Here is a 21,323-nt window from a genome sequence, read left to right on the forward strand (position 1 = left end):
CTTGACTAGAGCTGCGCGCGCCATCTCCACGCTTCCACGGTCGGGACGAAGAGCTGGCCTGCAATCGAACAAAGAGCTGACCATAAACCTTGACACACCAAATCCCCATGTGAGCAATCCAGACTGCCTCCGAGGCAAGATTCTGGATTGCTTCGCTGCGCTCGCAATGACGGGGGAGAGAGCGGAGGCCCCTACTCCAGGCTCTCCACCTGGCGCAGGCTCGGGAACAGCTTCATCCACAGCAAGGCCACCGCCACCGTGCAGACGCCGCCGAGCACGGCCGCGGGCATGGCGCCGAACAGGGCTGCCGTCAGCCCGCTCTCGAACTGGCCGAGCTGGTTCGAGGCGTTGATGAAGAGGAAGTTTACCGCGCCGACGCGGCCGCGCATCTCGTCGGGCGTCGACAACTGCACCAGCGAGAAGCGGATCACGACGCTGATCGTGTCGGCTGCGCCGAGAACGGCGAGCGACAGCACCGACAGCCACATCCAGGACGACAGCGCGAACACGATCGTGGCAATGCCGAACACGATCACCGCCTGGAACATGCGCAAGCCCACATGCCGCGTGATGGCGTGGCGCGCCAGCACCATGGTCATCAGCAGCGCGCCCACCGCAGGCGCCGCGCGCAGCACGCCGAGCCCGACCGGACCGGCCTGGAGAATGTCGCGGGCATAGATCGGCAGCAGCGCGGTGACGCCGCCGAACAGCACGGCAAACAGGTCGAGCGAGATGGTGCCGAGGATCGCCGGATTGCTGCGGATGAAGCGGACGCCGGCAAAGATGTTGTCAGCCTCCGTTCCCTCCTTGAGGGCCGCCTGCGGGCGCGGCTGGATGAAGCCGGTCAGGATCATCCCGAGAATCCAGAACAGCAGCATCACGGCGTAGGCGAGATGCGGCGCGATCGCATAGGCAAAACCGCCGAGCGCCGGACCCGTGATGGTCGCGACCTGCCCCGCCCCGCTCGCCACCGCGGTTGCGCGCTGGAGCGAGCCTTGCGGCGCGATCAGCGGCAGCAGCGCCGCGGTGGTCGGGCTCTCGAAGGCGCCGGCAATGCCGAGCACGAAGGTTGCAACAAAGATCTGCACCTCACTGACCGCGCCGAGATAGGTGATCACGGCAAGATAGAGTGCGGTCGCGGCTTCCACGAGCTGGCAGAGCTGCACCACCCGCTTGCGTTCAAAACGGTCGGCGGCGTGGCCGGCGACGAAGACGAGCAGCGCCGTGGGCACGAATTGCACCAGCCCGACCATGCCGAGGTCGAAGGCCGAGCCGGTCAGGTCGTAGATCTGCCAGCCGATCGCGACCGCTGCGATCTGGCTGGAAAAGCGTGACAGGCTGCGCGAGAGCAGGAAGAACAGGAAGGCGCGGTGGCGGAGGAGCTCACCGGCGGTGACCGGCGGACTGACGGATACTGGCTGCACTGGCATCGCCGCTTCGGTCACGCTCGGATGGTTCGCCCCAAAAATATCGACGCGCCCCGCGTGGCTGACGCGGGCCTGCTTGTCAACAGCGGGCGGCACCTAGGGCCATCCGGCATTGCGTTTGCAACGCACGCGCGGCCATAATCATTGGGGCTTTGGGGACATCATGCTACGGCTGCAATCGACACTCGGCGTTTTCGCATTGCTGCTGATCGCCTTCGCGCTGGCGGAGAATCGCCGCGCGGTCTCCCTGCGCCAGGCGGCGATCGGCCTTGTCGCGACCTTCGCCACCGCGATCCTGCTTTTGAAGGTGCCCGTTGTGGCGCGCGCCTTCGGCGCCATCAACGACGCGGTCGGCGCCATCTCGGCGGCCTCGCGCGCCGGCTCATCCTTCGTGTTCGGCTATGTCGGCGGTGGCACCCTGCCATTCGAGCTCAAGGTGCCGGGCGCCGATTTCATCCTGGCGTTCCAGGCGCTTCCGATCGTGCTTGTCATGAGCGTGCTGACGACGCTGCTGTTCTATTGGCGCGTGCTGCCGCCGATCGTGCGCGGCATGGCCTGGCTGCTGGAGCGGACGCTCGGCGTCGGCGGCGCGGTCGGGCTCTCGACCGCCGCCAATATCTTCCTCGGCATGGTCGAGGCGCCGCTGTTCGTGCGGCCGTATCTGGCGCAGATGACGCGCAGCGAATTGTTTCTGATCATGACCGGCGGCATGGCCGGCATCGCCGGCACGGTGCTGGTGCTCTATGCGACGCTCCTTGCTCCTCTTATTCCTGATGCGGCCGCGCATTTCGTCATCGCCTCGGTGCTGGGCGCACCGGCGGCGATCCTCGTCAGCCTGATCATGGTGCCCGAGACCTCGGACAAGCGCACCGGCGCTACGCTGGAAGATCCGGAGACGGAGGTGTCCAGCACGATGGACGCGATCGTGAAAGGCACGAGTGCGGGGATCGAGCTCTTGATCAACATCGTCGCGATGCTGCTGGTGCTGGTGGCGCTGGTCTATCTCGTCAACGCCGTCCTCGGCCTCCTGCCAAACATCGGCGGCGCCGCGATCTCGCTGCAACGGCTGCTCGGCCTCGTCATGGCGCCGGTGTGCTGGCTGATGGGACTGCCGTGGGATCAGGCGGTGACGGCCGGCAGCCTGATGGGCACGAAGACCGTGCTCAACGAGCTGATCGCCTATGTCGATTTCTCAAAGCTGCCGCCCGATACGCTCGATCCGCGATCGCGCCTGATCATGCTGTACGCGATGTGCGGCTTCGCCAATTTCGCCAGCCTCGGCATCATGATCGGCGGCCTGGGCGTGATGGCCCCGGAGCGGCGCGACGAGATCAACGCGCTGGGGCTGAAGTCGATCGTGTCGGGGACGCTGACGACGTGTTTGATGGGGGCTGTGGTGGGGGTGTTGAGTTAGCGACGCTCCGCTCGTCATTGCGAGCGAAGCGAAGCAATCCAGAAATGCATCCGCGGAAAGATTTCTGGATTGCTTCGTCGCAAGGGCTCCTCGCAATGACGTGCGGAGAGACATGTGCCCAATCCCGCTCAACCGCACAATTTGTTCTTCTGCAAGATGCGCCGCACCTCGGGCATCTTGGCACGGCACGGCTCGGCCGCCATGGCCTTCGCCTCGCTGGTCCGCCCCTGCACCAACAGCAACACCGCCATCAAGCCCTGCGCCCCGGCGCGCACCGGCCCGCCCGCCACATCGGTAGCTGCGAGCGACATGGCGGCTCGCACTTCCGTCTCGGCGGCGCGGAGGTTCTCCTGTTCCAGGAAGTAGATCGCACGGAAATAATGCGCCCTCGGGTCATTCGGGTAGCGCGTGACCAGGTCGAAAGACCGGTCGGCCACCTTGCCACCCTTGTCCGGATACTCCGAGATGCGGACATACTGCTTGGCGTCGGCCATGTAGGACGCATAATGGGCCGCCGCGAAGCCGGCGCAGATCAGGGATCCGACGCAGCCTGCGAGCAGCGTCATGCTCGCGCTCCGCGGCAGGCTGTCATAGGAACGGAAGAGGACCCACGGCATGATGGCGAGCGCGCCGCCGGCCAGCGCGCCACCTGCATGGGCAAAATAGTCGACATTGCCGGAGGCGCCGAAGGCAAGCGGCAGCAGTGCGGGAACACCGAAGAAGAGCGACGTCTTCAGCCTCGATATGGTTTGATCGGCATCCGCTTCGGGATCGAAGCTCGAGACGAACAGCGCGGCGATGAGCCCGGTAATGGCGCCGGACGCACCGACGCCGGGCTGGCCGGGCGCATTGCCCAGCAGCGAGGCGGCCTCGCCGACCAGCGCACTGGCAACGAAGATCAGCGCAAACCAGCCACGGCCGATCAGAGGCTCCAGCCTGACGCCGACGATGAACAGCGCAATGCAGTTGCCGATGAGGTGCCAATCGCTGCCATGCAGAAGCGGCGCGAGACCGATCCGCCACCACTCTCCCCGTCCGGCGACCAGATCGTAGCTGGTCGCGCCATAAGCGATCAGCGAACGGACATCGAGTGAGCCATCCGGCGCAACGTCGATGGCCAGACTGCGTTGCAGAGCGAAGATCAGCAGCAGACCGAAAATCAGGCCGATGGTGAGGAAGGGGATATCGGCCAGAAGTTTGTTGTCGGCAAAGAGCGTCCCCTCATCGGACAACGGACCGCGGTCGCGCATGACCGCCGGCGCGACCGGCGCGGCGGCGGGCTGAAACGATGCGGATTGAAACGATCCCCTCGGGGCTGGCGCCACAACGCCGCGTCGGCCAAAAGTCGCCATGAAAGCATATCCCGCGTTTTCACAGCCTTGAGTTGACGCGAGAGGTATTTTCGACTGGTTAGCGCCCGCGCTTTGGGCGACTAGAACCTTCGGGCTGGTAACGGTCCGGTTTCGCGGATCAGGCGCATTTTAGCGATCGCGCGTAGTGATGCCGTAGCCCGGATGGAGCGCAGCGCAATCCGGGAAAGTGCGCGCCGTCGCAGGCAGCGGCCCCGGATTACGCTTCGCTCCATCCGGGCTACGAAGAAACTCTTTCCCCGTCATTGCGAGCGAAGGGAAGCAATCCAGAAATGTATCCGCGGAGATAGTCTGGATTGCTTCGTCGCCTGCGCAAGATTGCTTCGCAATCTTGTCGCGGGCTCCTCGCAATGACGATACCGCGAGATCTACGCCTTCAACTCCACCGTCTTGAACTCCGCCGGCAAAATCACCTCCAGCAGCTCCACGTCGTCCGAATAATCCAAAATCATGTGCTTGATCTTCGGCGGCTGGGTCCAGGCGCTGCCTTCCTGCATCAAGGTCTCGCCCTGCCCGTCCATGTAAGTCTTCACCCAGCCCTTCAGCACGTAGACCATCTGGAATTCGACGTCGTGGAAGTGGAGTTTTGACACCTCAGCCGGATCGCAAGGGCCTTGCAGACGGATGACGTGAGCTTGCGCGAGGCCGTGGCTGGCGGCGGCGATGCCGAGGTCGCGGTACTTGGCGTAGGCGCGCAGGCCGTCGGCTTTGAAATCTTCTTCGCGGTGATGGCTGATGGCGATGCGCTGCTTCGGGCGCGCGGGTTTCTTGACGGATGATTTTGCTGTCGTCACACGCGCCTTCGCCTTCACGGCCTTGCGTGCGGAGGATCGCGCGGCGGATTTGGCGCCGCTCCGCTTCTTCATCGCGGTCTGGGCTGCGCTGCGCGATTTTGTTGTCTTGCTTGTTTTCTTGCTCGCTTTCTTGGCCATGGGCCGCCTCCCGTTGTTGTTATAGGCGGAGGCTAGCACAGAAACGAGATATCACAGGGTGGGCAAAGCGGAGCGTGCCCACCTTTCGCGCGCGATCATGGAGAGATGGTGGGCACGGCGCTTGCGCGCCTTTGCCCACCCGACGAGAGCGGTGCTCGCTACGAGACCGCTGCTCAGCTCAATGCAGGCGGAACACGCCGTCCACGGAGCGCAGCTCGGCCGGCTTGATCAGCTTGGAATGCGCGACGGTCACCGAGAACAGGGGGCCGTCGAGCTTCTCCTGCCAGAACGCCAGGAAGTCCGAGAGCGCCGGGAATTTCGGGAACATGTCGTAGTTCTGCCAGACATAGGTCTGAAGCAGCGACGGGTGATCCGGCATCCGGTAGAGAATTTGGGCCGTGGTCAGCCCGTAGCCCAGCATCTGTTTCCGGAAGTCCTCGGAAACGCCCCCAACCCGCAATCCCATGCCAACCTCCTTTGCAGGAGCGCATTCAGGGGGCGGCTTGCCGGTACGCTGCTACGAGCCACCCGGAAACGATGCGCTCACATGAGAGAAATGTGACGCAAACTGACAACCCATCTCAAGCCCAAAAGTTTAACAAGCTGTTGAAATTCAACGCGTTAGCAGCAGACCGGCCTCCGTGCTAATACGGACGCCAAGGGGCCCGTCAGCTCGGTTAACGATGGTAAAGGATTCTGGCACCTCGGCCTTCAGAGTGCCGAATTTTCTGCTAGAAGCCCTTGCCCCCGCAAAATTCCTGTCCTATTTCAGCCTCGCCCGTGCTAGCACTCGCGGGCAACGATTGCTAACAACCTCAAAATCCTCAACTCGTGCAAATGTTTAGGAGGACTGCATGAACTTCCGTCCGCTTCACGACCGCGTCGTGGTCAAGCGCATCGACGCAGAAGAGAAGACCGCCGGCGGCATCATCATTCCCGACACTGCCAAGGAAAAGCCCTCCCAGGGTGAAGTCGTCGCCGTTGGCCCGGGTGGCCGCGACGAAGCCGGCAAGCTGATCCCGATCGACCTGAAGGTCGGCGATCGCGTGCTGTTCGGCAAGTGGTCCGGCACCGAGGTCAAGATCGACGGCGTCGATCTCCTGATCATGAAGGAAAGCGACATCATGGGCGTCCTCGACGTCCCCGCTTCCAAGAAGAAGGCGGCCTAAGAGCCCCCTCTCTCCCTCCCGTCAAACATCATCCAAGGAAAATTCCAGATGGCAGCCAAAGAAGTCAAATTCTCGGTTGAAGCGCGCGACAAGATGCTGCGCGGCGTCGACGTTCTCGCCAACGCGGTGAAGGTCACGCTCGGTCCGAAGGGCCGCAACGTCGTGCTCGACAAGTCGTTCGGTGCTCCCCGCATCACCAAGGACGGCGTCACCGTCGCCAAGGAGATCGAGCTCGACGACAAGTTCGAGAACATGGGCGCCCAGATGGTGCGCGAAGTCGCCTCGAAGTCCGCTGACGCGGCCGGCGACGGCACCACCACGGCCACCGTGCTCGCCCAGGCGATCGTGAAGGAAGGCGCCAAGTCGGTTGCCGCCGGCATGAATCCGATGGACCTCAAGCGCGGTATCGACCTCGCGGTCGAAGCCGTCGTTGCGGACCTCCAGAAGAACTCCAAGAAGGTCACCTCGAACGACGAGATCGCCCAGGTCGGCACCATCTCGGCCAACGGCGACCAGGAGATCGGCAAGTTCCTCTCCGACGCCATGAAGAAGGTCGGCAACGAGGGTGTCATCACCGTCGAGGAAGCCAAGTCGCTCGAGACCGAGCTCGACGTCGTCGAGGGCATGCAGTTCGACCGCGGCTACATCTCGCCCTACTTCGTCACCAACGCCGACAAGATGCGCGTTGAGATGGACGACGCCTACATCCTCATCAACGAGAAGAAGCTCTCCTCGCTGAACGAGCTGCTGCCGCTGCTCGAGGCCGTGGTGCAGACCGGCAAGCCGCTGGTCATCGTCGCCGAGGACGTCGAAGGTGAAGCGCTCGCGACCCTGGTCGTGAACCGCCTCCGCGGCGGCCTGAAGGTCGCGGCCGTCAAGGCTCCGGGCTTCGGCGATCGCCGCAAGGCCATGCTGCAGGACATCGCGATCCTGACCGGCGGCCAGGCGATCTCGGAAGATCTCGGCATCAAGCTCGAGAACGTCACGCTCAACATGCTCGGTCGCGCCAAGAAGGTGATGATCGACAAGGAGAACACCACGATCGTCAACGGCGCCGGCAAGAAGGCCGACATCGAGGCGCGCGTGGCCCAGATCAAGGCGCAGATCGAGGAGACCACCTCGGACTACGACCGTGAGAAGCTCCAGGAGCGTCTCGCCAAGCTCGCTGGCGGCGTCGCGGTGATCCGCGTCGGCGGCGCGACCGAGGTCGAGGTGAAGGAGCGCAAGGATCGCGTTGATGACGCGATGCATGCGACCCGCGCGGCTGTCGAGGAAGGCATCGTCCCGGGCGGCGGCGTCGCCCTGCTCCGTGCTTCCGAGCAGCTCAAGGGCCTGCGCACCAAGAACGACGATCAGAAGACCGGCGTCGAGATCGTGCGCAAGGCGCTGTCGGCTCCCGCTCGCCAGATCGCGATCAACGCCGGTGAAGACGGCTCGGTGATCGTCGGCAAGATCCTAGAGAACAAGGCCTACAATTACGGCTTCGACTCCCAGACCGGCGAATATGCCGACCTCGTCAAGAAGGGCATCATCGACCCGACCAAGGTGGTCCGTACCGCGATCCAGAACGCAGCCTCGGTTGCGGCCCTGCTGATCACCACGGAAGCCATGGTCGCCGAGCTGCCCAAGAAGGGCGGCGCAGGTCCCGCGATGCCCCCGGGCGGCGGCATGGGCGGCATGGACTTCTAAGGTCCAAGCATCTCAAGAACTACGAAACCCCGGCAGAGATGCCGGGGTTTTTGTTTGTTCCATCGTCAGGTCGTAGCCCGGATGGAGCCCCGCCGCGGAATGACGGGGGCTACCACACCTTCCCCATCCGCTCGCCGCGCAGGCGGCCGTCGGCGTCGAGGGACCAGAAGATCCGCGTCACCTTGCCGACGAGATTGTCCATCGGGATGAAGCCCATCGCCGACATGAAGCGGCTGTCGGTGGAGTTGTCGCGGTTGTCGCCGAGCACGAAGAAATGGCCCGGCGGCACGGTGTAGACGTTGGTGTTGTCCATGTATCCGTTGTCGACGCAGTCATAGGTCAAATAGCTCGCGCCGTTCGGCAGCGTCTCGCGCCATCGCTTGACCCTGGCTCCGTCATCCACACCGCAGGCTGAGGCCCCGGACGCGCTCGTCAGGGCGACGCGCGTCACGGCGCGGTCGTTGAGGACGAACTGGCCGTTGCGCATCTGGATGCGGTCGCCGGGCAGTCCGACCACCCGCTTCACATAATCGACCCCGGTGTCCTTCGGCGACCGGAACACGACCACGTCGCCGTAGTCGGGCTCCGCGGCGTGGAAGCGGCCGGAGATCCATGACGGCGTGAAGGGAAACGAATAGCGGCCGTAGCCATAGGCGAACTTCGCGGCGAAGACGTAGTCGCCGACGACCAGCGTCGGCATCATCGAGCCGGAGGGAATGCTGAACGGCTGATACAGGAAGATGCGAAACAGGAACGGCGGCGACCACAGCACCGGGACCAGCAGGATCAGGATGACGATCGCCTTCCATTCCCGCGATTGCGCCGAGGGGCGGATGGTCTGTTCGAGCGTGGTCATTCGCTTGCCCCGATCAAGACATTGGTCGTCGCCGTGAGATTACGCAACCTTCGCGCGCGTGCAATACCCACTCACGCTTTTGGTCGCACCGGCGCGTCTACGCGTTCACCCGCAAGCGAAGGTGTGACGCGACGAGCACAATGCGAGACGACGTCAATTGCGCGGCGTGTCCTGAAAACATGCTCTCACCCAGTCGATCGTCACGCGGGTCGCGGGATCGCGCTTGAGGTGGTTCTGCACCAGCAGCCAGACGTCGCGCCGCTTCGGCAGCAGCGTGGCGCGCAAATTGCGGTCGGCGAGCAGATCTCCGCAACTGTGCTCGGGCAGCACGCCGATCGCCTGATGCGACTGGATCATGGTCCTGATGATACGGACGTTGTCGGTGACGCAGCGGACATTCGTCAGCCGCTTCGCGCGCAGGAATTGCTGCTCGGGAATGGCGTCGAGCTCATCGGGATAGAAACAGGCGACGGGCTCGCCACCGCTGCGATCGGCGGGCTCGAAGAAATACAGCCTGACGTCGCCGAGCTTGGAGATGGTGAAGTCGCCCTTCTCCGGCTTGCGCAGGCGAATGGCAAGATCGGCCTGCCAGCGCGAGAACTTGACGTTGCCGCTGGCGGTGAGGAATTGCAGCGTGAGGCCGGGATGATCGCGCAGGAAGGCGCTGGTGTGCGGCGCCAGCAGCTCCTCGGCGACCGCGTTGGTCGAGGCGATGCGGAGGCGGCCGACCGGGCCGGGCTGGCTCTCCTTGATGCGATCGATCGCCGCGACATGTGACACCATCGCGCTGACATGCTCGAGCACCGCCTCGCAATGGCGCGTCGGCCGGCGCAGGCCGTCCACCGCGTCGAACAGCGGCACGCCGAGATCGCGCTGGATGCGCGCGAGGCGGCGCCCCACCGTGGTCTCGTCGATGCGCAGCCGCGCGCTGGCGCCGGCATAGGTGCCCTCGTCCCTCACCGCCGCGATGATGCGCAGATCATCCCAATTCATGGGCGCGAGCCTAGCAGGCCGCGCGGAAGCCTGCAAATTTGCAGCCATATGCTGCAATAGTCCTGCACATTGGCAGGCCGCCGCCGCGCTAAGGTTGCGCCATCCGATCGTCTCAAGAAGGCTCTCATGACCGTTCCAAAGACCCTGCTCGAACTCGCCGGCGCCGATCTCAATCCGCCGAAGCTCAGCCAGTCCTGCCTCGTGCTGATCGACATCCAGAACGAATACCGCTCAGGCCCCCTCGCCCTGCCCGACGCCGAGCCCGCGATCACGGTCGCCGCAAAGCTGCTGGCGCGCGCGCGGCAGTCGGGCGCTGCGATCTTCCACATCGCGCACAAGGGCCGCGCCGGCAGCCTGTTCGACCGCGAGGCCGAGCGCGGCGCGATCGTGTCGAGTCTGGCGCCGCTCGCGAACGAGACCGTGATCGAGAAGGCGCTGCCGAACGCCTTTGCCGGCACCGATCTGCAGGCACGGCTGGCCGCGACCGGCCGCACCAACATCGTGCTGGCGGGCTTCATGACCCACATGTGCGTCTCCTCGACCGCGCGCGCCGCGCTCGATCTCGGACTGCGCACCACCATCGCGGCGGACGCCTGCGCCACCCGCGATCTGCCTGACGGCCGCGGCGGCGCGCTTCCGGCACGGACCATTCACGAGGTCGCGCTGGCCGAGCTGTCGGACCGCTTCGCGATCATCACGCAAGCCGAAGCGCTGACCTGACGGAACGCCAAGCGATGCTGCAACTCTATTTCTTTCCGATGGCCTGCTCGCTCGCCAGCCGCATCGCGCTGATGGAGGCCGGCATCGAGGCGCAATATCACCTCGCCCATATCTGGACCAAGCAGGTCATCAGCGACGGCAGCGATTTCCGCGGCGTCTCGCCGAAGGGCGCGGTGCCGGTCCTGGTGCTGGAGAACGGCGAGCGGCTGACCGAGAGCGCGGCGGTGCTGCAATACATCGCCGACGCCAAGCCGGAGACGGGGCTTGCGCCCCGCTTCGGCGATCCCGATCGCTATCGCCTGCAGGAATGGCTGAGCTTCATCGGCGCCGAGATCCACAAGGCGTTCCTGTTTCCGACCTTCTGGTACAAGGACGACGGCTCACTCGCCAAGCCGCGGGCGCGGATCACGCAGACACTGGCGGTACCTGCTGCACATCTTGCGGACCGCGAGTTCCTCGTCGGCGACGGTTTCACCGTCGCGGATGCGCATCTCACCTGGGCCTTGCTGCTGCTTCGTCCGGCCGGTATCGACATCGCGCAATGGCCGTCCCTGTCGGCCTATCTCGGCCGCATGCAAGCGCGGCCCGCGGTGCGGGAGGCGATTGCGACGGAGATGGCGCTGCGCAAGACCGTAGCGGCCAGCGCCGCGTGACAGGTCACTGGTGGAGGCGATGGCGATTGGGCTAGATCTTGCGACCGACTGATTTCACGAACGGGAACAAGATCATGACATCGCATGACGGAACGAAGATTCTTGCAGGCAAGGTGGCACTGGTGACCGGCGCCGGTCGCGGGCTTGGCCGCGCCTTCGCGGAGAAGCTCGCCGCGCTCGGCGCCAACGTCGCCATCCACGGCATGCGCGAGAACGGGCCGGCGGAATATGGCGAGGGCACCACCCTCACCGCAGTTGCCGCAGAGATCGCCCGGCAGTTCGGCGTCCGCAGCCAGCGCGTGCTCGGCGATCTCACCAAGGGCGAGGACATCGCGCGCGTGATTGCCGAAACGGAAGCCGCGCTCGGCCCGATCGACGTCCTCGTGCACAATGCCGGCGGCGACATCGCGGCCGCCGGCGGCAAGCCCGATCCGAACGATGCGGTGAATATCAAGGAAGCCGACGTGCGCGCGGTGCTGGAGCGCAATCTGCTCTCGACCATCCTGACCTGCCAGGCGGTCGCGAAGGGCATGATGGAGCGGCGATCCGGCCGCATCGTCACGCTCGGCTCGGTCGCCGCCTTCAAGGGGCGCACCCAGGGATCGATCTATGCGGTGTCGAAGGCCGGCGTCACCCATTACACGCGATGCCTCGCCGATCAGCTCCGCCCCTACGACATCGCCGTCAACTGCATCGCGCCCGGCGATACCCGCACCGGCCGCTTTCTCGGCACGCGCGCAGTGGATCCCGGCAGGATGGTCGAGACCGGCACGCTCGACCGCATCGCGACCGTTGACGAGGTCGCGCGCGTGGTCGAGTTCTTCGCGGGACCCATGGGCGCTTTCGTCTCCGGCCAGGTGCTGCGGATCGACGGCGGCGGACAGTGCTGGCCGGGCTGAAGCCGAAAGGAAAAGGGCCGCTGCGAGCGGCCCTTTTGCATCATCTGGAATGCGCCAAGATCACTCGACCCGCGCCAGCACCGCGAGCTTGCGGATGCCCTTGTTGCGATAGGCATCGAGGAACGCGTAGTAATCCTTGAACGACACGCAGCCGTTGGAATCGCCGTTCGGCCCGAGCATGAAGGTGTGGGCGAGCAGACCGTCGCGGCCGTAGATCGCGCTCTCGCCGCCGATCGGGGTCAGGCGCAGCGCCGGCACGCCATGGAACAGCGCCTCGCGCGGCTTCAGCGTGTAGATGTGCGGCGGCGTCACGCCGCGCATGCGGGTGCGCTGCGAGCGCGGATCATCGAGATTGGAGCCGAGACCGGAATGCGCCTCGAGCTTGGTGCCGTCCGGCAGGTAAACCGTCTTGGCCGTGATGTCGTAGACCGCAGTATCGCGCTCATAGGGCGGCGCACCGCCGAACATCGGGTTCTGCTCCTTCGGCGCGATGGCCGAGGTCACGCTGGCATCGGCCGAGGCGTAGGCGAGCAGCCCGCCGGACGGCTCACGCTTGCCCCAGAGCTTTTCGACCATCGACGGACGCGGGCCAGTGATCGACATCACCGCGGCCTTGGCACGGTCTGCAAACGACTTCGGCTTCGCCTCGGGCGCCGGCACGATCTCAGCCGGGTCGGCCGAAGCCAGCTGCATCTGCGCGTCCGGTGCGCGCTTGGCCTTGTCCGCGGACTTATCAGCAATCTTCGCCGGAGCCGCCGGCTTCAGCGCTTCGGCGACCTTCGCGATCACGCCCTGCTTCGGGGCCACGGCAACCTGGGTTGCAGGCGCGGCGCTGGCCGCATTCGACTCGACGCCCTGCGTGGCTGCGGCGGCAAAACGCTCGTTGAACATCTCGCGCGAGATCGGGGCTGCGACCTGCAAGCGGTCGGGCAGCAGCGCAAAAGCTTCCTTGATCGCATCGCCCGCCTCGCGCAGCGCGACCTTGGGCGCGCGCTTGACCACGGGCTCGTCGTAACCGGCACTGCCGACGGTCGGGTAGACGCTGGCGGCGAAGATGTTGGTGTAGACGGTCCAGCCGGCCAGCAGGACGCAGCCGGCAACGGCGGCGCCGAGCACGTTTTGGGTGGTCATTTTCCGGGAAGATTTCCGCGAATTGATCTTAGAACTATTCTTGGACTTCCGTGCCGCGTTACTCTGCGCAGCGATACTCGTACTCATTCGCCTTGCGTCCAGGACGGTGTCACTCAGTCCCCCTTCGAAGTGCCGCTGGTCACGATCCGGGAACAGCATCTCGCAGGAGGTCGGAGCGTCATTAAGGCGACTTTTAGTTAAATGCAGATTAAGTTCGGGCGGATGTAGGGCAACTCGTTAACGCTGTGCCATTTCGAGAAAAAAGTCCGCAGAACTACGGACTTAGGCGACATTGTTAACCATAAATCTTGGCCGGTTCAGCACGCTCGGCGGACCTCTCCGGCCGCCTCTGTAAACGCACCAACCAAGTCCTTTTCGTGGTCTTAAATACCGCTCGATCATAGCCGCGAAGCGTTGTGCGGGGCTGGTGCACCCGGGGCGTTGACGCGCGGCTTGTCAGCAAAATGGCGGGAGCTCGCACGCATCGCCGATCGCGCACGGAGCACTCACGCCGCACTGTGCCCTGACTGAAAGTTGATCGCGCCGGACTGGAAAATGCCGCCGCGAGAAAATAGCTGCCAGAGCGGCACTTCTCAGCAGCCTCTGCGTGTGATACGGTACCGTATCAACATTGCTTTGAACTGTGCCAAGCACGCAAAACGGAGGCTGGCATGAGTCGGTTCGCGCGCGCCGGGTTTTTCGCTCTGGCGTGGTCATTTCTGTTGATCGGGTCTTCAACCGCGCAGCCTGCAGCCAACGCGGGCTGCACGGCATCGCCATCGGCCGCCGGCACGCAAGTCTGGCGCTGCGACAACGGCATCACCATCGTGGCCGAAAATGGCGCCAGATTTGAACTTAAGGACGCCAACCGCGACGGACATATAGACTCCGTGGAGTTGAGCAGCAAAGCGCTGCTGGTCGAGGTGCCCAAGAAGCCCGGCGGCAATCCTTTCAAGGTGCTGACGCCGCAGGCGATCGCCGCAGTGCGCGGCACGAAATGGGCCGTCGATGTCGCCGATGCCAAGACCTCCGTGTTCGTCGCCGACGGCCGTGTCGGCGTAACCCGCAGGACTCGTGGGCGCGGCGTGGTGCTCGGGCCGGGCGAAGGCGTCGACGTCGAGGCGACCGGCCCGCTGACCGTCAAGACATGGGGCCAGCCGCGCGTCGACGCGCTGATGGCGCGCCTGGGACAATAAGATTTCGGACGATAAGCCGGGTCCGTCAGGCCCGGTCAATGAGATTTGGACACTGGAAGATTGCAGAACGAGCGCAAAAACGATCGCATGAGTAGCCGACGCGTTCAGATGATGGTGGCGCTCGTCCTCACCGCGCTGTGGGGCGCGAGCGTCTATGCCGGGCACGCCAACGGACATCTCCGCTTTCTCGATCGGCTCGAGGCGACGCTGACCGATTTGCGGACCCAGGTGCGCGGCGTGCAGACTCCGCCCGATCTCGTCACCATCGTCGCGATCGACGACACCGTCGTCAAACGCGGCGGCAGCTATCCGCTGCCGCGCGCCGATCTCGCCCGTGTCGTCGACACCATCGTGCAGTTCAAGCCGAAGGTGATCGCGATCGACCTGCTGCTGGTGGACCGCAGCGCTGCGATCGGCGATGCGACGCTCGCCAACACGCTCGCCAGCGGTCCCATGGTGCTTGCCGCCGCCGCGATCTTCCCGTCCGCCAGCGAGACGGTGGAGCCGAGCAGCCAGGGCCCCCTCGCCGCCCTGCCGCAGGCCGAGCGCTTCCTGCTGCCGCTGCCGGCCTTCGCCGATCACGCCGAGGTCGGCGTCGTCAACGTCGCCACGGGACAATCAGGCTCGCCGCTCTCGGTGCCGATGCTGTTCCGGACCCGCGACAAGGTCGAGCTGTCGTTTCCCTTACGCGTTGCAACGCGCGCGCTCGACAAGCCGCTGACGATCGCGCCCGATCATCTCATGCTGGGCGATCGCGCGGTGCCGACCGACACCGATTTCACACTGCCGATCACCTATTACGGCCCGCGCCGCACCATCCGCACCGTGAGCGCGCAGAGCATCTTCGACGGCACGCTCAATCGCGCGGCGATCGAGAACCGGATCGTCGTGATCGGCGCCGCAGTCGCAGGCGGCGGCGACTTCTATCCGACGCCGTTCGATTCCCTGATGCCCGGCGTCGAGGTGATCTCCACCGCGATCACACATCTCATCGCCGGCGACGGCATCGTGCGCGACCGCAAGGTTCACATCGCCGACGCGCTCTGCGCGACCCTGCTGCCGATGTTGCTGGTCGGCCTGCTCGCCTGGCGGCGCAGCGCGCTCGGCATCGTCGCGGCCGCCGCGGTGATGGTCGCCTGGGCCGGGCTCAATCTGTTCGCCTTCACGCACGGCGTCTGGCTGAATGCCGCAACCACGCTCGCTGCCGCGGTGCCGCCGGTCGCGGTGTTTGCCGGCGTGCAGCTCTGGGCCGGGGGCCGCCGCACGCAATATCTCGCCGCCAAGAGCAGGACGCTTGCGCAGTTCCAGGCTCCCGCCGTGCAGGAATGGCTGGCGCGCGATCCGAACTTCCTGTCCAAGCCCGTCCGGCAGGACGCCGCCGTCGTCTTCATCGATCTCTCCGGTTTCACGGCGCTCAGCGAGCGGGTCGATCCGGACGAGCTCCAGGACCTGCTGAGGGGCTTTCACGCACTGATCGACAGGGCCTCGGTCGATAGTGGCGGCATGATCACCGGCTTTCTCGGCGACGGCGCCATGATCCTGTTCGGCCTGCCCGGCGCGATGCCCGACGACGCGGCGCGCGCGCTGAAGTTCTCGATTGACCTTTATCGCGGCGTCGATCGCTGGATCGCTTCGCTGCCGCCCGCAATGCGCGGCCAGCTCGGTTTCAAGATCGGCGCACATTTCGGCCCGATCGTCGCCTCCCGCCTCGGCGAAAGCCACCAGCACATCACTGCGACCGGCGACACCGTCAACGTCGCCAGCCGCCTGATGGAGGTTGCCGCCCAGAACTGCGCGCGGCTCGCGATGACCGATACGCTGCTGGACGCCGCCGACTTCCACGGCACGCCCGATGGCATCCTGACAGGCCCCCTGCTCACGCAGGTTCGCGGCCGCTCCGGCGCCGTGACGGTCTGGTTCTGGCGCGACCATGACAGGCCGAGCCAGGACGCCGCCAGAGCCGAGATGATCGACTGAGGGAAGTTAGTGCGCGTCGGACGGATGCGCCTTGCGCCTCGAACTTCGCCGCCAGCTGCGCCAGCTAATTCGGCTCAAGAACCAGCTTCTTGAGATAACCGGCCACGCTTTGCTCGGAAACTGCCTCGAAGCGCATGCCCCTGTCGGCCCAGCTTTTTCCCCACAGATGGACACCCGTGACACGGGGATCGCTCAACAGCTCGAAGCCGGCCCGGCTTTCGGAGGCGAACAGGTCCACTTCATGCCAGTCGATCGCATTGAAGGTTGTCGGCGGCAGGATCGATGACTGGAGTTCCGCGTCATCTGCCACGAGCAGATATTCGCTCAGCAGCAACGGTCCCACCGCGCCGTATTCGACGCGCTTTTCGTTGAGGAGGCGCTGCTGCGACAGGGCATACAGATTGGCCATGTGAGGCGAGCCCTTGGGCGCGCGCATCACATCGCCGGCGCAGGCATGCCCGTTCTCGACTCCCGACCATTGCGTGGAGAACACGTGCTCCCTGCCGAAATCCAGGGGCTTCACGAGGACGACGTCCGTGTCGAGCCACCATCCGCCGGATCGATGAAGAACGGCATAGCGGAAGATATCGCTGAAGTAGCGGATCTCGCTGTTCATGACGGCCTGGTGGTAGATCGAAGCCGGCACGACGTTTCCTGCATCGGCCACGACGACCCCGGGCGGCACAAGCGCCTGCACGGCGGCCACGTTGTCGTATGTATAGAGCTTGACCGGATGACCCTGGCGCACCATCGACTGAAGCGAGAGACGATGCATCTCGCCGAGCATCCCCATCGACCAGAAGCAATGGATGGGATCGCGGGCCTCTCCCGGCGCCGAGCGGCTCTGAAGATGCGCGTTGAACTTCTCTGTCAGGGCGTTCCAGCCGTTACGAGGAACAGAACGGCACTCCGCAAGGAACGGCAATTTCTGATAGGCCCGCGCGATCTGGAAGCAGAGGCTCGCCTGGTTGACATGCCCCGCCCTGTTCAAGGCGTGGCCGTAATTCTCCCAGATCGAGGGATCGACGGGATCGAGCTCCACCGCACGTTGAAACGCCTCGAGCGCCGGCTCCTGGAGTCCCTTGCCTTGCAGCGCCGTCCCGAACGTCGCGAGATAGGTCGCCTTCATGTCGTTGGTGAGAGCACGCCCGGCCCAGTGGATGGCGGCGTCGTAATTCCCGTTGAGGAGCGATACACCGGCCATCAGATGAAGCAAGCCCGCATGGTTTTCGTCTGCAGCCAGCCCTTCGCGGCAACGAGCTACCGCTTGCTCGAGCTCGCCCGATTTCAGATGCCGAAGGCAGATCTGGTAATATTCTTCCCGCGTCAGCGACGACGGCTGCCTCGAGATCTCGTCCGCTCTTGCGAGAGTGCCGTCGTGATAATTCATCGGGGACCTTCCGGATCATGGGAGAGCGGGCGGCAACCCGACTCCCGGGACTACAGGAAGGTTGCCGCATCTCAACTATCCCTCGGAGCTTGCTCGAAGCTGGATACCGCCTTCGCCTCACCCCGCTGGCGCGCGGCGAATCAAGGGGGCCGTTGATATGGCTACAACCAGTGATCGGCGCGCTTTATCCGAACTTTGAATCTGGTCCTTGCATGAAGAACTTTGTCGTCAACCTCAATCGTCAGCCGGAAAAGTACGAAAGCTTCTTGAGACTAAATGCCGGGTCGAAGATCGCCTTCGAACGATTTGAGGCGTCCGATGGTACATCGTTCTCATCGCTGCGCTTGGAATGAATCTGGTTGTGCTCGGCGCACAGTTCACCCCGGGTGCGGTCGGGTGCGCGCCCTCCCATTTCCGAATCTGGCAACAGACAGCTCAATCTGAAATGCCGGCGCTCGTGTTCGAGGACGACGCGATCGTCCGCAATGACATCACCGAGCCCGCGACCGCTTCGTAAATCTGTTCAGAAGTGGCGCGCCTTGGATAAGGTGTGGCGAATTCTGGTTGCCGAGTGGGTCCGGCTCTGAAAAAGTAAAACGCGATGCGAAACGCGTCGCATCAGGGGCGTAGTCATTCTGAAGGCTTCCGTTGTCATGAATCGACGCAGACTATCATCACCAAGTCAATATCAACTTTATCAATTCACAAAATGAGCATCGTCATACTCAACTGGCAAGGTGGAGAGTACGACACCTTTACCTACTTTAATACATGCATGAAGCAGTCGTTCGAGCGGATGGGGCGTCCTACGCAAATCGTCAATCTCGGCAATCAAGTTTTGCAGGAATTGTCCGAACTCCGGGGCATCGATTTTGTCTTTACGTGGCAGGGTTTAGGTTCGCAGCTGGGTGCCACGGAGACAAATCCCGTCACAGTCTGGGACCATCTGAAAGTCCCATTGCTCTGCTATCATGGCGACCACCCCTGCCAGATGATTTTGAACCACATGGCAGCGTCTCGGTGGACGAGGCATATCTACGCCACGCCATCGTTCGCCATGTTTGCGAATACATACATTCCGCGTACGAGCGTTGCTACATTTCTCCCGACACCTAATTGGTTCCCCGACGGGGTCAAGAGCCGATTCGAAGGTAATTTTTTTGTCTTTCCAAAGAATATAAATGATCTCGACGTGACGTTGGATGGGTGGCGCAAAGCACCGCAGCGTCGGATGGCCGGCTTCCTGCTCGCCGCCGCCGACGCTATCATCAGCGAATTCAGGAACGGCAATCGAACGAATCACCACGACATCATCGATGCCATGCTAAATGCTGAGGTGATGGCAGCGCTCCGCGGGGAGTTGGACAATGCGCCGGAGCTGTCAGTGCGGTTTCACGTCCACATGATGCTCGACAAGGTTCACCGCAACACGATTGCCGAGCATGTCATCAACGAGCTTGAAGACGTGCCGCTCAAGATATACGGATGGGGGTGGGAGCGTTTTCGGCTCAGGAACAATCCTCATCATGAGTTCCTCCCATTTGACACCATGTCGGACAACGCATTCCAGTACGCATCGCAATACGGAATCCTCGACGTGGCGCCGATTCACGATGCGTTGCACGACCGCACTCTGCGCGCGATGGGCAACCGGGCAGCTTTTTTGATCGGGTCAGATTGGCCATACGAGACGTTCCTCGGCGGCGATTACGGTGACTTGTTCTTCGACGGCGCGGATGGCGCGCTACGTGCTAAGGCGGAACGGGTGATGCAGTCGCCCGAAGCGCACCGCATGCGGTGCCGTGATTTCGCGCAGCACTATCAGCAGCATTTTGCGCTTTTCAATTTCCTCAAATATCTGGAAGGTGTGAGCGCAACAATCAGGGCTTGTGCTGCGATTGCGTGATTTGCTCGACGGGATGCCTGCAGCAGGCCGTTCGGTAGGCCAGCCTTGTGGATAAGCGTTGCGAGTTTGCCCCCACTGTTACCGACAGTTGTGCCGGTGCAGCCTGACGGGCTTTGGGGCAAATCGCCAAATTGAGCCAGAGTCGGGACATCAATTTGCCGCCCACCGTCGCTTGCGGCGGAGTATATTTCTTTCATATGTTTTGTCGCAAATGCCGACGTTGCGGCACGAAAAGCGTGGTGACAATCTCGGATTGGATCAGGGTGGGACATGGCTGTTTCTTTCGATGATATTGGCTATGAGGACTTTCGCCGGATGGCATCCGATGAAAGCCTGAGTCCACACGAGAAAATCGGCTTTCCAGACGAATACCGGGACACCCATGAAACAGCGATCTTCGCTGAGATCGCATCGAAATTAACCAACCTTTCGCGTCCCTCCCAGACAGTGCTTGATATCGGCCCTGGGTGCGCGGGCCTGCCACGCCTAATGATCGATCTGTGCCAGGAGCGAGAGCATGAACTCGTATTGGTCGATTCATCTGAAATGCTGTCGCATCTGCCTGATGTCTCCGGAGTGATCAAGCTGCAGGGTTTCTACCCGGAATGCGGCGATAGATTGCAACCATGGCTTGGCCGTTTCGATGCCATTCTTTGCTACAGCGTCTTCCACTACATATTCGTGGAGGCCAATTTCTGGAAATTCCTGGATCTGTCTATCCAGTTGCTTGCACCAGGCGGCCAGATGTTGATTGGGGACATCCCCAATGTGTCAAAGCGCAAGCGATTTTTCGCAAGCGAAGCGGGCGTGGGGTTCCACCAGAATTTCATGCAAACGACCGAAGTGCCGCACGTTGATTTCCGCGCGGTGGAAACCAACAAGGTCGACGACGCCGTCATCTTGGGGGTCATTATGCGCGCTCGTGCAGAAGGGTGCGATGCCTACTGGCTGCCTCAGGGTTCTGCGCTTCCGATGGCAAATCGCCGTGAAGATATCCTCATCATCAAGCCGTAGTGATGGAAAGGCGCAGTGGCATGACCTGCTGGAGGCGTCTGAGCGATTGGCCGGCGGCTTGTAGGAGCGGCTGCACCTAGCGCTTCTGAGCCGTCTGCGTGAGCACGACCAGATTGATTTGACTCGGGCGAGTATTGATGGTGCGACAAGGCCCAGCCCACGGGGGCCAGTGCACGGGCTCCAACCCGGACAGAGGTAAACTTGGCAGCAAACGGCATCTCTTCGTAGACCGAAGAGGCCTTCCCTTGGTAGTTGCCGTCACCGGTGCAAACCGGCACGATTGTTTTCGAGGATACGATCGACGCGATACGACGCCGGCATGTCGACCGCGAACCCGTCTCGACAAACTCCATGTCGACAAGGGTTACGACTTTGCGCGCTGTTGTCACCATCTGCGCAAGCGAGGCATCAGCCCACGCATTGCGCGCCGTAGCATCGAGAAGAATGATCGACTGAGCAACCTGGGTTGTGGAACGCGGCTTGCGGCATCCGGAAAGCTTCCCATCCGTATCGAACGTCGTCTTGATATTCATCTCGCTTTGCTCACACTCGCATGAGCACACGATTCGTTGTTGGCGACTCTAAGC

The 21,323-nt window shown here is 63.3% G+C and carries 21 protein-coding genes; 13 read left to right on the forward strand and 8 right to left on the reverse strand.

The window, feature by feature from the left end; all coding sequences use genetic code 11:
* Window positions 1-191: 191 nt before the first annotated feature.
* A complete protein-coding gene (locus tag RAD16_RS30295) occupies window positions 192-1,430 on the reverse strand; it encodes an MFS transporter (protein ID WP_458161661.1) in 1,239 nt (412 codons plus the stop codon).
* 160 nt (window positions 1,431-1,590) lie between these two features.
* Between RAD16_RS30295 and RAD16_RS30300 the strand changes: the two genes are divergently transcribed.
* Window positions 1,591-2,841: a NupC/NupG family nucleoside CNT transporter gene (locus tag RAD16_RS30300; RefSeq protein ID WP_458161493.1), complete on the forward strand. Its 1,251-nt coding sequence runs from the start codon at window positions 1,591-1,593 to the stop codon at window positions 2,839-2,841.
* Between the two features lie 128 nt (window positions 2,842-2,969).
* On the opposite strand, the gene RAD16_RS30305 is transcribed toward RAD16_RS30300, so the two are convergent.
* From RAD16_RS30305 to RAD16_RS30315, 3 genes are all read right to left on the reverse strand, one after another.
* Window positions 2,970-4,193 (reverse strand): rhomboid family intramembrane serine protease, encoded by a 1,224-nt coding sequence (locus RAD16_RS30305; protein ID WP_458161494.1) that lies wholly within the window; start codon window positions 4,191-4,193, stop codon window positions 2,970-2,972.
* Between the two features lie 386 nt (window positions 4,194-4,579).
* Complete coding sequence (locus RAD16_RS30310; protein ID WP_458161495.1) at window positions 4,580-5,143, reverse strand: cupin domain-containing protein; 564 nt, start codon at window positions 5,141-5,143, stop codon at window positions 4,580-4,582.
* Between the two features lie 178 nt (window positions 5,144-5,321).
* On the reverse strand, window positions 5,322-5,609 hold the full coding sequence (locus RAD16_RS30315) for an usg protein (protein ID WP_326904714.1): 288 nt from the start codon (window positions 5,607-5,609) through the stop codon (window positions 5,322-5,324).
* Window positions 5,610-5,997: 388 nt separating this feature from the next.
* Between RAD16_RS30315 and RAD16_RS30320 the strand changes: the two genes are divergently transcribed.
* Together RAD16_RS30320 and groL are read left to right on the forward strand one after the other, a co-directional pair.
* The gene (locus RAD16_RS30320; protein WP_220014387.1) at window positions 5,998-6,312 is read left to right on the forward strand and encodes a co-chaperone GroES; all 315 of its coding nucleotides are present in this window, start codon (window positions 5,998-6,000) and stop codon (window positions 6,310-6,312) included.
* Between the two features lie 48 nt (window positions 6,313-6,360).
* Window positions 6,361-8,001 carry a chaperonin GroEL gene (gene groL / locus RAD16_RS30325; protein WP_060736470.1) on the forward strand — a complete coding sequence of 547 codons (1,641 nt, stop codon included), beginning with the start codon at window positions 6,361-6,363 and terminating at the stop codon, window positions 7,999-8,001.
* A 109-nt stretch (window positions 8,002-8,110) separates the two neighbouring features.
* Here groL and lepB read toward each other — a convergent pair whose 3' ends face one another.
* On the reverse strand, window positions 8,111-8,857 hold the full coding sequence (gene lepB, locus RAD16_RS30330; RefSeq protein ID WP_458161496.1) for a signal peptidase I: 747 nt from the start codon (window positions 8,855-8,857) through the stop codon (window positions 8,111-8,113).
* Window positions 8,858-9,010: 153 nt separating this feature from the next.
* Entirely contained in the window at window positions 9,011-9,850 is an 840-nt protein-coding gene (locus RAD16_RS30335) for a LysR family transcriptional regulator (RefSeq protein ID WP_458161497.1), read from the reverse strand.
* 126 nt (window positions 9,851-9,976) lie between these two features.
* Here RAD16_RS30335 and RAD16_RS30340 point away from each other — a divergent pair, with 126 nt between their 5' ends.
* The 3 genes from RAD16_RS30340 (at window position 9,977) to RAD16_RS30350 (ending at window position 12,122) form a co-directional block, all read left to right on the forward strand.
* On the forward strand, window positions 9,977-10,570 hold the full coding sequence (locus tag RAD16_RS30340) for a cysteine hydrolase family protein (RefSeq protein WP_458161498.1): 594 nt from the start codon (window positions 9,977-9,979) through the stop codon (window positions 10,568-10,570).
* Between the two features lie 14 nt (window positions 10,571-10,584).
* A complete protein-coding gene (locus RAD16_RS30345) occupies window positions 10,585-11,223 on the forward strand; it encodes a glutathione binding-like protein (protein ID WP_458161499.1) in 639 nt (212 codons plus the stop codon).
* Between the two features lie 74 nt (window positions 11,224-11,297).
* The gene (locus tag RAD16_RS30350) at window positions 11,298-12,122 is read left to right on the forward strand and encodes an SDR family NAD(P)-dependent oxidoreductase (RefSeq protein ID WP_458161500.1); all 825 of its coding nucleotides are present in this window, start codon (window positions 11,298-11,300) and stop codon (window positions 12,120-12,122) included.
* A gap of 60 nt (window positions 12,123-12,182) precedes the next feature.
* Here the strand turns inward: RAD16_RS30350 and RAD16_RS30355 are convergent, their stop codons facing one another.
* The gene (locus RAD16_RS30355) at window positions 12,183-13,253 is read right to left on the reverse strand and encodes a tlde1 domain-containing protein (RefSeq protein WP_458161501.1); all 1,071 of its coding nucleotides are present in this window, start codon (window positions 13,251-13,253) and stop codon (window positions 12,183-12,185) included.
* A gap of 671 nt (window positions 13,254-13,924) precedes the next feature.
* Here RAD16_RS30355 and RAD16_RS30360 point away from each other — a divergent pair.
* Window positions 13,925-14,449, forward strand: coding sequence for a FecR domain-containing protein (locus tag RAD16_RS30360; RefSeq protein WP_458161502.1), 525 nt, complete (start codon window positions 13,925-13,927; stop codon window positions 14,447-14,449).
* Between the two features lie 87 nt (window positions 14,450-14,536).
* Window positions 14,537-16,426: a CHASE2 domain-containing protein gene (locus tag RAD16_RS30365; protein ID WP_458161503.1), complete on the forward strand. Its 1,890-nt coding sequence runs from the start codon at window positions 14,537-14,539 to the stop codon at window positions 16,424-16,426.
* Between the two features lie 64 nt (window positions 16,427-16,490).
* On the opposite strand, the gene RAD16_RS30370 is transcribed toward RAD16_RS30365, so the two are convergent.
* Entirely contained in the window at window positions 16,491-17,816 is a 1,326-nt protein-coding gene (locus RAD16_RS30370; RefSeq protein ID WP_458161504.1) for a glycosyltransferase, read from the reverse strand.
* An 89-nt stretch (window positions 17,817-17,905) separates the two neighbouring features.
* Between RAD16_RS30370 and RAD16_RS30375 the strand changes: the two genes are divergently transcribed.
* The 5 genes from RAD16_RS30375 (at window position 17,906) to RAD16_RS30395 (ending at window position 21,293) form a co-directional block, all read left to right on the forward strand.
* Window positions 17,906-18,169 carry a hypothetical protein gene (locus tag RAD16_RS30375; protein ID WP_458161505.1) on the forward strand — a complete coding sequence of 88 codons (264 nt, stop codon included), beginning with the start codon at window positions 17,906-17,908 and terminating at the stop codon, window positions 18,167-18,169.
* Window positions 18,166-18,333 carry a glycosyltransferase family 25 protein gene (locus RAD16_RS30380; protein ID WP_458161506.1) on the forward strand — a complete coding sequence of 56 codons (168 nt, stop codon included), beginning with the start codon at window positions 18,166-18,168 and terminating at the stop codon, window positions 18,331-18,333. The genes RAD16_RS30375 and RAD16_RS30380 overlap by 4 nt, the downstream gene beginning before the upstream one ends.
* A 192-nt stretch (window positions 18,334-18,525) precedes the next feature.
* Window positions 18,526-19,722, forward strand: a complete 1,197-nt coding sequence (locus RAD16_RS30385) for a hypothetical protein (protein ID WP_458161507.1) — start codon at window positions 18,526-18,528, stop codon at window positions 19,720-19,722.
* Window positions 19,723-19,992: 270 nt separating this feature from the next.
* Window positions 19,993-20,736 carry an SAM-dependent methyltransferase gene (locus RAD16_RS30390; protein WP_458161508.1) on the forward strand — a complete coding sequence of 248 codons (744 nt, stop codon included), beginning with the start codon at window positions 19,993-19,995 and terminating at the stop codon, window positions 20,734-20,736.
* Between the two features lie 137 nt (window positions 20,737-20,873).
* A complete protein-coding gene (locus RAD16_RS30395; RefSeq protein WP_458161509.1) occupies window positions 20,874-21,293 on the forward strand; it encodes a transposase in 420 nt (139 codons plus the stop codon).
* The last annotated feature ends 30 nt before the right edge of the window (window positions 21,294-21,323 follow it).

The organism is Bradyrhizobium sp. 18BD (assembly GCF_054185225.1).

Bases quoted from the DNA above. Each gene is read 5' to 3' on its own strand.
- RAD16_RS30295 (WP_458161661.1), bottom strand. From the start codon at position 1,430: ATGCCAGTGCAGCCAGTATCCGTCAGTCCGCCGGTCACCGCCGGTGAG.
- RAD16_RS30300 (WP_458161493.1), top strand. From the start codon at position 1,591: ATGCTACGGCTGCAATCGACACTCGGCGTTTTCGCATTGCTGCTGATC.
- RAD16_RS30305 (WP_458161494.1), bottom strand. From the start codon at position 4,193: ATGGCGACTTTTGGCCGACGCGGCGTTGTGGCGCCAGCCCCGAGGGGA.
- RAD16_RS30310 (WP_458161495.1), bottom strand. From the start codon at position 5,143: ATGGCCAAGAAAGCGAGCAAGAAAACAAGCAAGACAACAAAATCGCGC.
- RAD16_RS30315 (WP_326904714.1), bottom strand. From the start codon at position 5,609: ATGGGATTGCGGGTTGGGGGCGTTTCCGAGGACTTCCGGAAACAGATG.
- RAD16_RS30320 (WP_220014387.1), top strand. From the start codon at position 5,998: ATGAACTTCCGTCCGCTTCACGACCGCGTCGTGGTCAAGCGCATCGAC.
- groL (WP_060736470.1), top strand. From the start codon at position 6,361: ATGGCAGCCAAAGAAGTCAAATTCTCGGTTGAAGCGCGCGACAAGATG.
- lepB (WP_458161496.1), bottom strand. From the start codon at position 8,857: ATGACCACGCTCGAACAGACCATCCGCCCCTCGGCGCAATCGCGGGAA.
- RAD16_RS30335 (WP_458161497.1), bottom strand. From the start codon at position 9,850: ATGAATTGGGATGATCTGCGCATCATCGCGGCGGTGAGGGACGAGGGC.
- RAD16_RS30340 (WP_458161498.1), top strand. From the start codon at position 9,977: ATGACCGTTCCAAAGACCCTGCTCGAACTCGCCGGCGCCGATCTCAAT.
- RAD16_RS30345 (WP_458161499.1), top strand. From the start codon at position 10,585: ATGCTGCAACTCTATTTCTTTCCGATGGCCTGCTCGCTCGCCAGCCGC.
- RAD16_RS30350 (WP_458161500.1), top strand. From the start codon at position 11,298: ATGACATCGCATGACGGAACGAAGATTCTTGCAGGCAAGGTGGCACTG.
- RAD16_RS30355 (WP_458161501.1), bottom strand. From the start codon at position 13,253: ATGACCACCCAAAACGTGCTCGGCGCCGCCGTTGCCGGCTGCGTCCTG.
- RAD16_RS30360 (WP_458161502.1), top strand. From the start codon at position 13,925: ATGAGTCGGTTCGCGCGCGCCGGGTTTTTCGCTCTGGCGTGGTCATTT.
- RAD16_RS30365 (WP_458161503.1), top strand. From the start codon at position 14,537: ATGAGTAGCCGACGCGTTCAGATGATGGTGGCGCTCGTCCTCACCGCG.
- RAD16_RS30370 (WP_458161504.1), bottom strand. From the start codon at position 17,816: ATGAATTATCACGACGGCACTCTCGCAAGAGCGGACGAGATCTCGAGG.
- RAD16_RS30380 (WP_458161506.1), top strand. From the start codon at position 18,166: ATGAATCTGGTTGTGCTCGGCGCACAGTTCACCCCGGGTGCGGTCGGG.
- RAD16_RS30385 (WP_458161507.1), top strand. From the start codon at position 18,526: ATGAGCATCGTCATACTCAACTGGCAAGGTGGAGAGTACGACACCTTT.
- RAD16_RS30390 (WP_458161508.1), top strand. From the start codon at position 19,993: ATGGCTGTTTCTTTCGATGATATTGGCTATGAGGACTTTCGCCGGATG.
- RAD16_RS30395 (WP_458161509.1), top strand. From the start codon at position 20,874: ATGGTGCGACAAGGCCCAGCCCACGGGGGCCAGTGCACGGGCTCCAAC.